The organism is Gordonia sp. CPCC 205333, from assembly GCF_048537885.1.
Lineage (GTDB): Bacteria > Actinomycetota > Actinomycetes > Mycobacteriales > Mycobacteriaceae > Gordonia.
This window is the reverse complement of the sequence record NZ_JBCLVI010000005.1, coordinates 574,104-588,938: the sequence shown is the minus strand read 5'-3', so window position 1 is coordinate 588,938 and position 14,835 is coordinate 574,104. Positions and strand designations below refer to the sequence as shown.

The window sequence follows — 14,835 nt, the reverse complement described above, 5'->3', positions numbered from 1 at the left end:
CGCAACAACGAAAGGCGTGAAATGTCAGTGGATTTCGATGTAATCGTGTTGGGTGGTGGCGCGCCGGGCGAGCACTGCGTCGGCGAATTGGTCGACGCGGGACTGAAGATCGCGGTGGTCGAAAAGCGGCTCGTCGGCGGCGAATGCTCCTATTACGCATGCATTCCGTCCAAGACGTTGCTGCGTCCGGGAGAAGCTGTGCACGAGGCGCGCGAGGCGTTGGCGACCGCGGATCTCGACGTCGATGCAGCATTCGCCTGGCGCGATTACATGGTGTCCGACCATAACGATGCGGGCGCGGCGCAATGGCTCACCGACAAGGGAGTCGCACTGCTGCGCGGCCACGGCCGGCTCGACGGTCCGGGGGCGATCGCCGTCGACGGAAAGCGTTACACGGCAACCGATATCGTCATCGCTACCGGTTCGGATCCACTGATCCCGCCGGTGGACGGACTGGCCGGTCTCGACGGTGTATGGACCAACCGGGAGGCCACCTCGATGACAGCGGTGCCCGACCACCTCCTCGTGCTCGGCGGCGGCGCGGTGGGCGTCGAAATGGCTCAGGCTGTTCATCGACTCGGTGGATCGGTCACCATCGTCGGCTCCGGTGATCATCTGCTCCCACGGGAGCCCGAATCGGTCGGCCGCGCGCTAGGTGAGGCATTGTCCCGCGACGGAATCGAGCTGGTATTCGGTGCCCGCGCGACGGCCGCTCACCGCGACGGCGACAACTTTGTTCTTGTCCTCGACGACGGTCGGGAACTGCACGGCGACAAACTCCTGGTCGCGACCGGCCGACGGTTGCGTGTCGACGACATTGGCCTGGCGAGTGTTGGTATCGACGCCGACCGTCGAGGGATCGCCACAGACGCCCGGGGCAACGTTGCCGATGGCCTGTGGGCGGTCGGAGATGTCACTGGGCAGTGGCTGCTGACTCACGTCGGTAAATATCAGGGAGAAGTGGTGGCGTCGAATATCCTTGGGCGCCAACGCGAAGCCGACTATAGCGCCGTGCCGCGGGTGGTCTACACCGATCCGCAGGCAGCGGCCGTCGGTGCAACACAGGCGGAATTTGCGGCGACCGTGCCGATCAATTCGGTCGCCAAGATGGCAACGTATACCCGCAACTACGCCGACGCCGTCGGCTTCCTGACCTTGCTCAGTGATGGTGAGAAGTTGGTCGGCGCCTATGCCGTCGGGCCCGAAGCCGGCGAGTGGCTGCAGCAGGCGACCGTTGCCGTTCGGGCGCGTATCCCGCTCGACATTTTGACCGACACTATCCAGCCGTTCCCGACATTCGCGGAGATCTTCGTCGGGGCGCTCAAGGCGTTGCGCCAGCAGGTTGACGCGGGGAAGTGACGAAGGCTGGTGGCTAACCTGGCCCATGCGGTGGACACTGGTAACCAGTGGATTTAGATACTGCAAAGGAGCAGGTCATGGCAGATAGTGATAAACCGTTCGGCTTCGGCCCCGGTGAATTCGACGAGTTCGCCCGCGAGGCTGGGGAGAATCTGCGTGCGATGCTGGGCAAATTTGTGGTCAGCCAGGGTGGGCGTGATGCGTGGATGTCGATGTTCGACGACGCCAAACGCCGTCCCCGGCCAACGCCGCAACCCGAGACGACCGGTGAAACTGGGTCCGGCGTGTGGGCGGTCTTCGTCATCGACAACGACGGAGGCGCTCGCGTGGAACAGGTGTTCGCCTCGGAACTCGACGCACTGCGCGCTCATCAGCACAACACCGACACCGGCCGGAAAGTGCGGTTCCTTCCTTACGGCATCGCGGTGAGCGCGCTCGAGTCCTAGGTCCGGCGAGTCCGCGCCCACTGTCGAACGTGGTCTCGAAACCTATTCGTCGACAATGACATTGATCGATTCCGCGCCCAGATAAGACCAACTTCGCGAGTGTTCTGCGGGTCATCAAGCGGAATCATGGTCATACCGGCCGGCAATTGTGGAGTGTCTTCGATCGGCATGACCGCCACCCCGAGGCCAGCCGCGACGAGGCCGGCAACGGTCCACAATTCGGTGGACTCGAAGGTGATATGCGGACGGATATCGGCTGCGGCACACAATTCGTCGAGAATCCTTCGCATCCCGAATCCAGGCTCCATCGCTATGAACGACTCGTTGGCAGCGTCGGCGAGCGAGACTCGGTCTCGGACGGTCAGCGCGTGTGAATCGGGGACTGCCAGGGCCAGATGCTGGCGAAGTATGAGGGTGAAGGCGATCTCGTCGGATCGCGGTCGGGGAGAAGTGATCGCGAAGTCGGCGTCGCCGGTCCGCACTTGGTCCGCGATGGCCTCCGCCGGTCCCTGACTCAAAGTGAAGTCGATCGGCCCGTATTGGCGTCGGTAGTCGCGGATCAGGGTGGGCACCAGCCATACGCCGAAAGAGTGCAGAAAGGCGAGGCGGATGGGTTCTCGGTTGGCATCGGTCAGGTCGGCGATTTGATTGCGGGCGATCGTAATCTCGGCTACCGCACGACGTAGGTGATCGAGGTAGATGGTGCCTGCGGTATTGAGGGCGAGCCGCTTTCCGAGGCGATCGAATAGCGGCGCCCCGACCTCGCGTTCGAGTCGGGTGAGCATCCTGGACAACGTCGGCTGGGCGATATGCAGGCGTCGAGCGGTCTCCGACATATTCTGCGTTTCGGCCAGCGTGACGAACCAGTCATCGGTCATCGTGGCAACTTTCTTATGCGTGACAGTTATAAGCAAGTCTAAAACGATTCATTTCCTTGTGAACGATCCCGCTGGCAATGTAGTCGGCGATGTCCCAGATGATCTCCCTCGACAAGCCTGGTCTAACCGAAGCGGCCACCTACCGGCGAGCCTCGCTGGCTCTATTCGCCGCTGGCCTGGCCACCTTCGCCACCCTCTACTACGTCCAGGGTCTACTGCCGATCTTCTCGTCGCATTTTGGAGTGTCGCCGGCGTCGTCGGCCCTGGCGGTTTCGGTGACGACGGCGCTGCTCGCCATCGCGATCGTGCCGGCGAGTGTGGCGTCCGAACGATACGGTCGGGTGCGCGTCATGTGTGTTTCAGTGCTCGCGGCGACCTTGTTGGGGCTGGTCCTGCCGTGGAGTCCCACTTTCGAAGTGTTGCTCGCCGGGCGGGCTCTGCAAGGGCTGCTATGCGCTGGTGTGCCAGCGGTTGCGATGGCTTACCTGGCCGAGGAACTGTCGGGAAATCAATTGGGTAACGCGATGGGGCTCTATGTCGCGGGAACAACTCTCGGCGGCTTACTCGGTCGTATCGTGCCGGCGGTCGTCGTTGATCTGACTACCTGGCAATGGGCGTTGGAGGCTGCGGCAGTTGTCGCGCTGGGCTGCGCGGTTGTTTTCACCCGGACCATTCCGGAGTCGAAACACTTTGTCCCTAAAGCTGTTTCGCCGATTGCGACGGTCCGGCAGATGCGCGGGCTGTTGGCGGATCGGGTATTGGTGGCGTTAGTTGGGCTCGCGTTCGTGTTGATGGGTGGGTTTGTCACCGTCTACAACTTCCTCGGTTACCGGCTACTCGCAGCGCCTTTCGGGTGGCCGTCGGCACTGGTGGGTCTGGTCTTCCTGCTGTATCTGGCGGGGACCGTCTCGTCGGCCCTCTCGGGGCGACTGACCGAGCGATTCGGGCGCCCGCGGGTATTGTGGGCGTGTCTGATCTTGATGGGCGCCGGATTGTTGATCGGCCTGCCCGACAAGGTGGCGGCCATCATCGTCGGCACGATGGTGTTCACTGCGGCCTTCTTCGGCGCGCATTCGGTCGCCAGCAGTTGGGTCGGAGCGCGAGTCGACAAGCACCGGGCGCAGGCGTCGTCGTTGTACCTGCTGGGCTACTACCTGGGGTCGTCGATCGTCGGTGCGTGCGGCGGATGGGCGTACGCGGGAGCTGGTTGGGCGGGCATCGTCGGCTACGTCGGCGCATTGCTGATCATTGCCGCGATGCTGGCGGCAGTGCTGACCCGCAGTACTGGTTCGCATTCGATGAAGTCGCACAGCAACTTCCCAGACTCGTGGCACGGGGTATCCAGCGGGCGCTGACACTGTTTACGCCATGACCACTTTGATGACGCGATCCGCGCAGCCGACCGCTGGCCGCCACGCCGCCGCCCCGTCGGAGCCCAGTCTCCGGCCTAGGCGATGGCGTCCGCATCCGCGGCACTGGGCCCTGTTCGCCCTCCTGACCGCTACCGCGGTGCTGTATTGCTGGAACCTGTCTCGTAACGGTTGGGGCAACGACTTCTACGCTGCTGCGTCTCAGTCGGGTGGGGTGAGTTGGAAGGCGCTGCTCTTCGGCTCGCTCGATCCGGCCAACTCGATCACCGTCGACAAGCCGCCGGCGGCGACCTGGATTTCGGGCCTCTCGGTGCGGATCTTTGGATTGTCGTCCTGGTCGGTGCTGGTTCCGCAGGCGATCATGGGTGTTCTGTCGGTCGCGCTGGTGTACGGAGCCGTGCGTCGCGTCCTGCTCCGGTCGGGTACGGCCCAGACCGCGACCGCGGGCGCATTGATCGCCGGCGCGGTGCTCGCACTGACGCCGGCCGCCGTGCTGATCTTCCGATTCAACAACCCCGACGCGCTCCTGGTCTTGTTGATGACCGCGGCGGCGTACTGCGTTGTTCGAGCCTGCCAGGCGTCGTCGTGGCGCTGGCTGGCATTATGTGGTGTCGCGTTGGGTTTCGCCTTCCTCACCAAGATGTTGCAGGGATTGCTGGTACTGCCGGGCTTTGGGTTGGCATATTTGCTTTTCGCGCAGACGAGCTGGTTGCGACGTATTCGGGATCTGGCGATAGCGACTGTGTCCCTTGTGGTTTCGGCCGGCTGGTATGTGCTGCTCGTCGAGTTGTGGCCGGCTGCCTCGCGGCCCTATATCGGCGGATCGACGGATAACTCCTTCATGGATCTGGTACTCGGTTACAACGGTATGGCCCGAATCCTCGGCCGGTCCGGGTCAGGCGGCGGAGGCGGTCAGGGTGGCCCCGGCGGGAGCGGTGCGGCCGGTTCGTCATTCGGCGGAAGCACCGGACTGGACCGTTTGTTCAGCAATGAGATGGGCAATGAGATCTCCTGGTTGCTGCCTGCGGCCCTATTGGTGCTCGTGGTTGGGATCGCCCTCGCGGTCCGGCGGCGGCTCGATCGGGATATCGCCTTGGGACTCACCGTCTTTGGCACGTGGCTGGTGATCACCGGTGTCGTATTCGCGTACATGAGCGGAACCGTGCACCCGTATTACACCGTGGCACTGGCGCCGGCGATCGCCGCAGTTGTCGGAATCGGAGCGATCGTCGGATGGCGAAGTCGCCAATCCTGGTATGGCACAGTCTTTCTCGCCGCTCTAGTGATTGCCGCCGCCGGTTGGGGTGCGATCCGCGCCTACCGTGCCGGGTTCGGTTGGCCGGTGCTCGGGTGGGTCCTGGGCGCCCTCGTGGTGATCGCGATCGGTTTGCTGGTCGTCGGAAGACGTTGGAGCGGTAAGCAGGCCGCGGCTCTGGCGGCGGCGCTATTGATCGCCGGTGGTGCTGCGACCGCGGCCTTCGGCGTCGCGACGGCCAATACGACACATACCGGTTCGATTCCGACCGCAGTGGTCACGTCGAAGGGCTCGGCCGGCTTTGGTGGCGGTCAGGGTGGTCCTGGTGGACAGGGCGTCCCCGGTGGTCAAGGTGGAAGCCAAGGCGCGCCGTCGGGCGTCCCCACGGGTGGCAACCAGGCGGGGCAGGGCGGACCCGGTGGACAGCGTGGACAGTCAGGTACACAGGGAAGTACGTCCGATGACTCGACGCGGACCTCGACCCGCGGCACCCGCGGCGGCACGGGCGGACCCGGTGGAGGATCGAGTAACGCTGCCGTCGTGTCGCTACTGAAGTCGACGGGTACCACCTGGGCGGCGGCGACCGAGGGCGCTCAATCGGCGGCGCCACTGCAACTGAATTCGGGTAAGGCCGTGATGGCGATCGGCGGCTTCACCGGAGATCCATCGCCCACCCTGACCCAGTTCAAACAGCTTGTCGCACAGGGGAAGATCTCGTACTACATCGCAGGTGGGGGCGGCGGTCCGCAGCGATCCAGCGAGATCTCCGCCTGGGTGCAGCAGAATTTCACCGCGACCACTGTCGGTGGGACCACGGTGTACAAGTTGACCGCCAGCTAGGCGTCGGTGCCCAATGAACGGCCCGGGAGTGCTTGCTCCCGGGCCGTTTGTGCTCGAAACTGTTCGTCCAGGGTCAGTGGGGGAATATGGCCCTCGACCAACCTGCTGGTGCAGAATTGAGCTGCGAGGTCGGCTACGTGAGCGGAACTGCCCGTAGCAATTGAGTAGCACTACGCAGCCGCTCGCACCGGCCGCGAGCGATGCTGATGCACATGGATACCCGAACGATCCCCCAGTCCACCACGGCCGCCTTCTTCATTCAGTCGGTGATCGCATTCGGCGCGAGTCTGGCCGCAGCGATCGTCGGAATGCTCTACCTCCCGATGGACCCTTGGCAACGAGGCTTCATCGGAATCACAATCCTGTTCCTGACATCAAGCACATTCACCTTGTCCAAGGTGGTTCGCGACCGCCAGGAACAAGCGCAAGTGATGGCGCGGATCGACGAAGCGAGAGTCGAACGACTGATCGCCGATCACGACCCCTACGTTCCGAACAAAACCAACGCCGCCTAGTCGGCTCCGAATAGCAACCGCCCCGGGATACTTAATCCGGGGCGGTTGTTTGGCGTGGTGCGGGGGTTGGATTCATCGGGAGTGCAACTGTGGTCGCACCTGCCCGTGCGCGAAACACTGATCGGCGATCAAGTCCCCGTGACGAAAGCAGAGTTTCGATGACCACCTCGACCGCCACCTACACCGACGTCCAGCTCGATGAGATCTTCGATCCGATCTACGCGCGCATCGCTGAGGGCGCGGTAGCGCGCGAGGTCGATCGTCGACTCGCTTATGACGAGGTCGGCTGGTTGCGAGAAGCGAAGTTCGGGGCGTTGCGGGTGCCGGTGGAATTCGGTGGATATGGTGCGAGCGTCCGTCAGTTGTTCCGACAATTGGTCAAGCTCGCGACTGCGGAATCCAATCTGCCGCAGGCACTTCGGGTTCACTGGTCGTTTGTGGAGGATCAACTGCTCGCCGAGGATTCGCCTGCCCGCACCCGGTGGTTGACCGAGGTTGCAGAGGGCAAGTTGGTCGGCAACGCGATCACTGAGCCGGGAGTCGGTGCCGTCGACCGCTATCGCACGACAGTCACCGGACCCGACGACAAGCTTGTCGTCAACGGCACCAAGTACTACAGCACCGGCAGTTTGTACTCCGACTACATCTTGATCGCGGGCGACCGCGACGGGGAGCGTGTCGGCGTCCTGGTCGACGCGGACGCCGAAGGTGTCGCCCAGCATGACGATTGGGACGGCTTCGGGCAACGCCTTACCGCAAGTGGCACAACTGAATTCGCCAACGTCGCAGTCTCGGGTGACCGGCTACTCGGCCCTGGCTACGGTGGAGCCGGACGTACCTACGGCACTTCCTACCTGCAACTGGTCCAGTTGGCGGTGCTCGCCGGTATTGCCCAACGGGCCACCGATGACACCGCCGCGTGGGTACGTGATCGCACGCGCACCTACACCCACGCGGTCGCCGACCTGCCTCGCGAAGATCCGTTGGTACAGCAGGTGATTGGTCGGCTGTCGTCGGCCGCATTCAGTGCTCGCGCCGCGGTCTTCGACGTCGCCGACACCCTCGATGCCGTCCTGGATCAAGGGGCGACCGATGCGGACTTGCTCGATGCCGCCGAGTTCGACGTCGCCCGCGCACAAGCCGCGGTGATTCCGACAGTCCTCGATGCGACCACTGGTCTGTTCGAAGTCGGCGGGGCGTCGATCACCTCCGAGCGGCTGCGTCTGGATCGACACTGGCGTAACGCTCGCACCATCTCGGTGCATAATCCGCTGATCTACAAACTGCAGTCGGTCGGAAACCGAATCCTCAACGGCGCGGATCTGCCCTATGCCTGGAGTGCGGGGGCGCGACCGGCAGCCGACTGACACCAGTCGCGGCGTCGGCGACCGGCGCGGTTAAGGTGGCGTCGTGGTCCGCATGATGCCCGACGACGCGCAAGCCTACTGGCTGGCGCGCAAGACACGCAGTGATCAATTCCTGCTGTTCGTCTTCGACCCCATCGGCGTCGACGTCGATGATGTGGTTTCCGAGCTCTTACTGCGGGCCGATCGCATCGACGACCTTAATCTCGTTGTGCGCGAGACCTTTGCCGACTTCGACTACCCGTACTGGGATCGTGCTCGCGCACGTCGTGACCAGTTCGGCAGGCGAGAGCAGCGGCTGAATTGGCGTCAGTGCCTTGATGACGTCGCTGGACTGATCGGTGACCAGCTCGATCCGCGGCAGGCGGCGTGGCGCGTACACCTCTACCCCGACGTTGACGGTGCACCCGACGGTCGAGGGCCGGGTTCGGTTGCCGTACTGCAGATTTCGCACGCGTTGGCTGACGGCACGAGGTCTACGGCGCTGGCGCGGCAGCTGTTCGGCGTCGCCGAGTTGCCGCCGTCGAGTAGTACTGACCGAGAGCGCCCGATCGGCATCGTGTCCGCACCGGTCGGTGGATTGTTGCGGCTCCCCTCGCAACTCGCGGACCTGGTGACCGGCGGACGTCGTGCATACGAGCTAAGCAAGCGCGAGCCCGCTGGCAGTCCGTCGTCCGAGGCCGGTCCGCTCAACGCGTCGCCGGGAAATGACCGCCAGTTGCACGTCATCGTGACCACCGCGCGGGCGCTGCGAATCGGAACGCACAGTATTACCGTCGGCGCGATTATCGCGATGTCGCGAGCGCTGGTAGACGCGGAAATACTCGGTGCGGAACAGCCGTTCTCAGTTGAGTTGACGATCGCCCGCGACGGTCCGAGCTTGGCGCGTAACAATTTTTACAACGCCGCGGTCGACGCCCATCCGAGTATCACCGATCTGAACCGGCGAGCAGCGGCCGTCGCCGCGAGTATCGACGACGCGCGTCGGCGCGACCGGAGTCCCGCCAAGGTAGCTTCTCGGGCAGCCGCTGCGTCGACTCCGGCGCTGTTGATGCACTGGGGCGCAAGAGCTTTCGATCCGACGGTCAGATCGCCCACGGTCACCGGCAATACCGTGGTGTCGTCGGTGAACCGAGGTGATGCCGATTTGCGGCTCGGCGATGGCGCAGTTCGCTTCACCACCGGGTTCCCGGCGATATCGACGATGCAAGGACTGACGCACGGGGTGCACGGGATAGGTGGTGCGGTGGCGATTTCGGTGACGACGAGCCGGATAGTGCTGCCCGACGTCGAAGGCTACCTCCGGAAGCTCGAATCACATTGTGGCGGTGAGGCGTTTGATGCCTGACTCTGGTCAGCGTGGCGTCGCTGAACTCTGTGGCGTGGCGTCGTGCGGGGTGATGTTCCCTGGCCGGCGCTCAGCGCGCAGGTTTCATCCGGGCTGAACTCTGTCGCCTGGCGTCGTGCGAGGGGCATGTTCCCTCGGCTCGCCTCAGCGCGCGGGTTTCATCCGGGCTGAACTCTGTCGCCTGGCGTCGTGCGAGGGGCATGTTCCCTCGGCTCGCCTCAGCGCGCGGGTTTCATCCGGGCTGAACTCTGTCGCCTGGCGTCGTGCGAGGGGCATGTTCCCTCGGCTCGCCTCAGCGCGCGGGTTTCATCCGGGCTGAACTCTGTCGCCTGGCGTCGTGCGAGGGGCATGTTCCCTCGGCTCGCCTCAGCGCGCACGTATCGGCGCTGACGTCAGTTGAGCCAGTCGCGGCTGTAAACGTCTTGCCAGCGCACGTGGATATTCATCCGGGCGGCGGCCGAGCGGTACTCACCCAGCGCCGAGGCCAACACATCTTCGACGGCGTCGCGGACCTGTTCGGAGAGTTCGGGTAGATCGTCGCGATAGCGGGCCACCAGGCCGACGCGAACTCCGGTCACGTCATCGTCGGAGCCGACGAGAACCTGCGCGTAGACCACCAGACGGCCAATCTTCGACCGAATCCTGGTCGCGAGTAGAGCTTTGACCACTCGATCAGAGATCAGCACTCCCTCGGCGTCGGTTGCCAGTGTCTGCGCGGGTCGGATCACATTGGTAACCGTGGTGGTGATCGACGAGATGAGCCGCTCGACCTCGCCGATCGGCGGGTCGAGTTCACGCGCCGCGGCGATCAGCCAGCCGTCGGTGGCGTCGGCGTCTTCGATATCAAGATTACTCATCGTGGTTCACCTCCCGATGTCTGATTTTGCGGGTCGGTCTGATGGGATTGTGGCACATATCCCGGTCGCCACACGTCCAGTCGTTCGGCGAGCTGTTTTCGGCTGCGCTGCAAATGCCCTCGGACAGAACCCGGCGTGACGCGCAGAACGCTCGCTATTTCGTCCAGGGAAAGTCCCTCGACCTCGCGTAGCCACCAACAGGCCCGGGCCGCTGGACTCAGTTGGGACAACTCAAAGGTCAGCGCCTCGCGCAGCGAGGAATGTTCGACCGATTCCGCCGGTTCCGGAGCCGGTGATGGCATCGCGGCGAAGTCGTCGGTTTCGGTCGGTACGTCGCGGCGACGTCGGTAGTAGTCGACCGCCTTGCGGTGGCCGATGGAGAACATCCAGGTGCGGAACGAACTGCGAAACGCGAAGTCCGGCAATCCTTTCCATGTGTGGAGCAAAGTCTCCTGGGCAAGATCCTCGGCCACATGCTGGTCGGAAACCATCCGGCGCAGGTAGCGCAACAAGACGGGCGTCAGCCGCGTGACCAGTGCTGCGAAAGCGGCCCGATCGCCCACCGCCGCCGCGCCGGCCAACTCGTCGTCGGACAGGTCCGCGAAGGTGAATCCGCCGGTGTGAGCGGGATCACCCGAATTTGGTCGTGCTGTTTCGTGCTCCACTGCGACTGACCTTATAGCACCTCGATACGGAGTGCAGGCGGCATCGAAGCCGCCGCCCGAGACCAAGGAGAGCACCATGTCGCAGACCGCTGAAATTACCTCCGACGACAAGACGCGCACTGATTCGTCACTCGTCGGTGACCGCGGACGTACCTCGATCGCCGACGTTGTCGTTGCCAAGATCGCTGGAATCGCGACGCGTGAGATCGACGGAGTCCATGACCTCGGCGGCAGTGCGGAACGAGTAGTCGGCAAGGTTCGCGAGGTATTGCCTGGCACCGCCACGAGCACAGCCCAGGGCATCAGCGTCGAAGTCGGCGAACTGGAGGCGATCGTTGAGGTCGCCATCGTCGCCGACTACGGCGTCGCACTGCATCAACTCGCCGCTGCGATCCGCCGCAACGTGATCTCGGCTATCGAGCAGATGACCGGTTTGCAGGTCACCGAGGTCAACGTCACCGTTCACGACATCAACTTCGGCGATGACGATGATGCCGCCGACGAAGCCCCGCGAGTTCGGTAGTGAACGCCACCGAAACCGATACCGATACCGGCTCGGCCGACCGCGCCGAACGTATCGCACATGCGGTGCTGTCGGTTCTCGGTGTGGCCGGCCTCGACGGCGGACGGTTCGGGGAGGTCGCCACCTACCTGCCCGGCCGCCGGGTAACCGGCGTTTCGCTCGATGATGAGAAGGGCGAGGTGCATATCGTGGTCGCCTGGCCAGCCGAAGACGACCTCGCCCGCAGTCTGGACCTGCTGGCCACCGCCGAGAATGTTCGGGCCGTGGCGCAGGAGATTGCCGGAGTGCCGATCACTGTGACAGTCGAAGACATCGTCGCCACCGGACGCGACGGAACGGAGCACTGATGATGAACAACGCAGCATTGGGATTGTTCGCCGGCCTACTGATCGCGATCGCAACCGCGGCAGGAGGTTTCGGTGGTTTCGTCCTGGCTCTCCTACTCGGGGGCATCGGCTTGGTGATCGGCCTCAGTCGCGACGGGGTCATCGACCTTGGAGCGCTGTTGCGGAGCCGGAACCGTGGCTGACGAACAGGGAAGCCTGGTAGTCCGACGGCGGGTGTACGAGAAGCTGGCCGAGCGAGCGGCACTTTCGGTCGACGACGTTCTTGCGCAATCGACCGGAATCACCGCGGCATTCGATGATCAGGCATCCAACAGCGCCGCGTTGTATCGCAGTTTGCCCAGGGCGGTTGCGCACGACGATGGGTCGGCGATCTCGTTGTCGATCGCTGTTCGATGGCCCGCACGTGTCAACGAAGTGTGTCGCACGGTCAGCGATCAAGTTGTCGAAGATCTCTTCCGCTTCACCGGCGAGCGGCCGGTACGAGTGGATGTGGATGTGGCACAACTTGTTTCGGCCGACACTGATAGTGCTGGTGCGACGTCGGGTACGCGGGGCAAGCCGCAGCGTCGTCGCAGGTCTGGTTTCATCGACCTGCCGTCGGCCAGCGAATCGGTTGATCTGAAGAAGGCGGCCAGCTCATGAGTTCCACGAATTCGACGCAGACCGTCGATGAGCGTGCGCCGGCGGCGAACCCGGCGGCCATCCTGGTCGGTGCCCTCACCGGGTTAGGGTTCCTCGCATTGGCGGGCGTCGCCGTACACGACTTGATCATTCGCGCCGGCTGGGTTGCCGGAACCGAATGGTTGGGTGCCGCGACTGGATGGGTTGATCGGCTCACCTGGCAATCATGGATGTGGCCGGCCGCGATCGGACTGATCATCGTCGGCCTCGGCCTGTTATGGCTTTCAATCCGCCCGCGCCGTAAGGAATACTCGGCAATCTCCGGAGGTCGGGGGCTGTGGACTCGCCGATCCGACATCGCCCGACGTTGCAGTAGCGTCGCCGCCCAGAAGTCAGGTTCGGCCAGTGCATCGACGGTTGTCGGTCGCCGGAAGGTGACAGTGACACTCGGTGCGCGCGGGCCGGTGGATACCGTTGCGGTTCAGGAGGCGGTTGCGGCCGAGTTAGCCGAAATCGGTGCGCGCCAGCGGGTTTCGATCAAAGTGACTCGTCGGGCGCTGCCGACCCCACCCAACGATGACGAACAGGAGGAAATCGCGTGAATCGACTACCCGCGGCCGTGCATCGCCTTGTGGTGTTCGTGCTTGCCGCCTGCGCGATCGTTGTCGGCGGGGGAGTGCTCGCCTGGCGACTGGACCTATCGCCGGTCAAAGGCTGGATCGAACGGACCGACACCGGTGCGGTGGTGCGGTTCACCGATGGATCGTGGTGGACCGCGGTACTTTTCGGTATCGTGGCAGTCGCGGTCATCGTCGCACTGATACTCCTGGTGACGGTGGTCCGGCCGATGAAGGCGCAGCGATTGGTTCTGCCCGCCAGCTCCGCGACGGGTGATTTGACCGTCGAACCAGGACTCATCGCCAGCGCTGCCGCCAACGATCTGGCCAGCAAGCCGATCATCCTCGCGGCTAAGGGCCGAGCGATCAATGATCGCGGTCGGTTGGTTATTCGGCTTACCGTTCACGCGTATTCCACGCGATCGTTCGGCGAGTTGGCGAAGGTCTGTTCGGATGCGACGGACGCGATAACAAATGCTTTGGACGGTGCCCCGGTGCAAACCCAGGTACTGCTCCAATTAGAACATCCGGATCCGCAAAAGCCTGCTGTCGCAGCGTAATTGGCGGATACGGAGATAAGGGCCGGAAATCCGGCCATCACAAGAAAGGGATGTGTTCATGGGACTCGATGACAAAATCTCGAATAAGGCCGAAGATCTCGGCGGCAAGGCCAAAGAGGCTGCCGGCAACGTCACCGGCGATGACCAGCTGAAGGGCGAGGGCAAAGGCGATCAGATCTCGTCCGCGGTCAAGGACGGCGTGGAGAGCGTCAAGGACGCGGCGAACAAGGTCAAGGACAAGCTGACCGGCAACTGATTTCGTCACCAGCCCTGCTGAGATGAATAGCGAGCGGCGGATGTCCCCGGAAACGGGAACATCCGCCGCTCGCTTGCCGCTGTCGTCGAATTACTCGATTACTCGTAGGTCGAATATTCGGCTGAACCAGCAGCGCCCGACCCCCCGGCGTTGAGGGTGCGGCCGCCGCTGTTGCTGCCGCGAGTCAAACGTTTGGGTAGTCGATCGGCGAGGTTGCCCAGCGGCGCGACCGAAGCGGTGAGCAGGTCGACCGTTTCGCGCAGGTCTTTCACCGTGTCCTGCATGGCGATCAGGCTGGGCGCGAGCAGGCTGATGGTCTCGGTCAACTCGGTGACGCGGTCGAGCGGCCCGCCCGGCGCGATCGCACGTTCAACCGCGCCGTTTTCGCCGACCAACTGATCGAGCAAGCCGCCATCGTCGGCCATCCGGTCGATGATGCCGCCAGGTTCGGCGATTTTCTCCAGTACACCGTCGGGCGCGGTCAGTTTGTCGACGATGCCGTTCTCCGAAGTCAGGCGCTCGAGAATGCCCTCGCTCTCGGTGAACTGATCTACTACGCCGCCGGTACGCGTCAGCCGGTCGAGTGGGCCACCCTTGGCGGTCAGTCGCACCAGGATGCCGCCGTCCTCGGTCATCTGATCGAGGAGGCCGCCAGGTTCGGTGAGCTTTTCCAGGATCCCGTCGTCGGCGGTCAGGCGATCGACGACGCCATTCGGTGTCAGCAGCCGGTCCACCGGGCCGTTTGAGGCGAGTACTCGGCCGAAGGGGCGATCGGGTCCGAGCAATTCAGAAAGCTGGGAGAGTAGCGCCAGTGGGGTACGGGCCGCGGCCAGGTTGTCTTCCTCGACACCCAGCAGGTCGTTGAGCTCGTGTTGCACGCCTTCGGCGGTGACGCGCGCGATCGACACAGCTGATTCGACGGCAGTCAGGGCGACGCCGGTGACGGCGAATCCCAGGCGGAAAGGGAGCCCGACGAGGGTCCGGGCGTCTACCTTCGGGTTATCCATGGCTAGA

At 63.8% G+C, this 14,835-nt stretch carries 18 protein-coding genes; 14 read left to right on the top strand and 4 right to left on the bottom strand.

Going from position 1 to position 14,835, the window contains the following annotated elements; genetic code table 11:
• The first annotated feature begins 21 nt into the window (after positions 1-21).
• Together AAFP29_RS20670 and AAFP29_RS20665 are read left to right on the top strand one after the other, a co-directional pair.
• Positions 22-1,359, top strand: a complete 1,338-nt coding sequence (locus AAFP29_RS20670) for a dihydrolipoyl dehydrogenase family protein (RefSeq protein ID WP_419219286.1) — start codon at positions 22-24, stop codon at positions 1,357-1,359.
• Between the two features lie 77 nt (positions 1,360-1,436).
• Positions 1,437-1,805 (top strand): hypothetical protein, encoded by a 369-nt coding sequence (locus AAFP29_RS20665; RefSeq protein WP_419219285.1) that lies wholly within the window; start codon positions 1,437-1,439, stop codon positions 1,803-1,805.
• Here the strand turns inward: AAFP29_RS20665 and AAFP29_RS20660 are convergent.
• The gene (locus tag AAFP29_RS20660) at positions 1,802-2,683 is read right to left on the bottom strand and encodes a LysR family transcriptional regulator (protein WP_419219284.1); all 882 of its coding nucleotides are present in this window, start codon (positions 2,681-2,683) and stop codon (positions 1,802-1,804) included. The genes AAFP29_RS20665 and AAFP29_RS20660 overlap by 4 nt on opposite strands.
• An 89-nt stretch (positions 2,684-2,772) precedes the next feature.
• Here AAFP29_RS20660 and AAFP29_RS20655 point away from each other — a divergent pair, with 89 nt between their 5' ends.
• From AAFP29_RS20655 to AAFP29_RS20635, 5 genes are all read left to right on the top strand, one after another.
• Positions 2,773-4,038, top strand: coding sequence for an MFS transporter (locus AAFP29_RS20655; RefSeq protein WP_419219283.1), 1,266 nt, complete (start codon positions 2,773-2,775; stop codon positions 4,036-4,038).
• A gap of 13 nt (positions 4,039-4,051) precedes the next feature.
• Positions 4,052-6,148, top strand: coding sequence for an ArnT family glycosyltransferase (locus AAFP29_RS20650; protein ID WP_419219282.1), 2,097 nt, complete (start codon positions 4,052-4,054; stop codon positions 6,146-6,148).
• Positions 6,149-6,360: 212 nt separating this feature from the next.
• Entirely contained in the window at positions 6,361-6,663 is a 303-nt protein-coding gene (locus tag AAFP29_RS20645) for a YiaA/YiaB family inner membrane protein (protein WP_419219281.1), read from the top strand.
• 158 nt (positions 6,664-6,821) lie between these two features.
• Positions 6,822-8,030 carry an acyl-CoA dehydrogenase family protein gene (locus AAFP29_RS20640; protein WP_419219280.1) on the top strand — a complete coding sequence of 403 codons (1,209 nt, stop codon included), beginning with the start codon at positions 6,822-6,824 and terminating at the stop codon, positions 8,028-8,030.
• Positions 8,031-8,082: 52 nt separating this feature from the next.
• Positions 8,083-9,375 carry a hypothetical protein gene (locus AAFP29_RS20635; protein WP_419219423.1) on the top strand — a complete coding sequence of 431 codons (1,293 nt, stop codon included), beginning with the start codon at positions 8,083-8,085 and terminating at the stop codon, positions 9,373-9,375.
• Positions 9,376-9,767: 392 nt separating this feature from the next.
• On the opposite strand, the gene AAFP29_RS20630 is transcribed toward AAFP29_RS20635, so the two are convergent.
• Complete coding sequence (locus tag AAFP29_RS20630) at positions 9,768-10,232, bottom strand: hypothetical protein (protein ID WP_419219279.1); 465 nt, start codon at positions 10,230-10,232, stop codon at positions 9,768-9,770.
• Positions 10,229-10,897, bottom strand: a complete 669-nt coding sequence (locus AAFP29_RS20625; protein ID WP_419219278.1) for an RNA polymerase sigma factor — start codon at positions 10,895-10,897, stop codon at positions 10,229-10,231. Before AAFP29_RS20625 ends, AAFP29_RS20630 begins: the two co-directional genes overlap by 4 nt.
• Before the next feature lie 76 nt (positions 10,898-10,973).
• On the opposite strand from AAFP29_RS20625, the gene AAFP29_RS20620 reads away from it, so the two are divergent.
• The 7 genes from AAFP29_RS20620 to AAFP29_RS20590 are packed head-to-tail and all read left to right on the top strand — an operon-like array spanning position 10,974 to position 13,821.
• Positions 10,974-11,420 (top strand): Asp23/Gls24 family envelope stress response protein, encoded by a 447-nt coding sequence (locus AAFP29_RS20620; RefSeq protein ID WP_419219277.1) that lies wholly within the window; start codon positions 10,974-10,976, stop codon positions 11,418-11,420.
• Positions 11,420-11,767, top strand: a complete 348-nt coding sequence (locus AAFP29_RS20615; RefSeq protein WP_419219276.1) for a hypothetical protein — start codon at positions 11,420-11,422, stop codon at positions 11,765-11,767. Before AAFP29_RS20620 ends, AAFP29_RS20615 begins: the two co-directional genes overlap by 1 nt.
• Entirely contained in the window at positions 11,767-11,949 is a 183-nt protein-coding gene (locus AAFP29_RS20610; RefSeq protein ID WP_419219275.1) for a DUF2273 domain-containing protein, read from the top strand. The genes AAFP29_RS20615 and AAFP29_RS20610 overlap by 1 nt, the downstream gene beginning before the upstream one ends.
• Entirely contained in the window at positions 11,942-12,409 is a 468-nt protein-coding gene (locus AAFP29_RS20605; RefSeq protein WP_419219274.1) for an Asp23/Gls24 family envelope stress response protein, read from the top strand. The genes AAFP29_RS20610 and AAFP29_RS20605 overlap by 8 nt, the downstream gene beginning before the upstream one ends.
• Positions 12,406-12,990: a hypothetical protein gene (locus tag AAFP29_RS20600; RefSeq protein ID WP_419219273.1), complete on the top strand. Its 585-nt coding sequence runs from the start codon at positions 12,406-12,408 to the stop codon at positions 12,988-12,990. The genes AAFP29_RS20605 and AAFP29_RS20600 overlap by 4 nt, the downstream gene beginning before the upstream one ends.
• On the top strand, positions 12,987-13,565 hold the full coding sequence (locus tag AAFP29_RS20595; RefSeq protein WP_419219272.1) for a hypothetical protein: 579 nt from the start codon (positions 12,987-12,989) through the stop codon (positions 13,563-13,565). Before AAFP29_RS20600 ends, AAFP29_RS20595 begins: the two co-directional genes overlap by 4 nt.
• Before the next feature lie 58 nt (positions 13,566-13,623).
• A complete protein-coding gene (locus AAFP29_RS20590) occupies positions 13,624-13,821 on the top strand; it encodes a CsbD family protein (RefSeq protein WP_419219271.1) in 198 nt (65 codons plus the stop codon).
• 98 nt (positions 13,822-13,919) lie between these two features.
• Here the strand turns inward: AAFP29_RS20590 and AAFP29_RS20585 are convergent, their stop codons facing one another.
• Positions 13,920-14,828 (bottom strand): hypothetical protein, encoded by a 909-nt coding sequence (locus AAFP29_RS20585; protein ID WP_419219270.1) that lies wholly within the window; start codon positions 14,826-14,828, stop codon positions 13,920-13,922.
• Between the last annotated feature and the right edge of the window lie 7 nt (positions 14,829-14,835).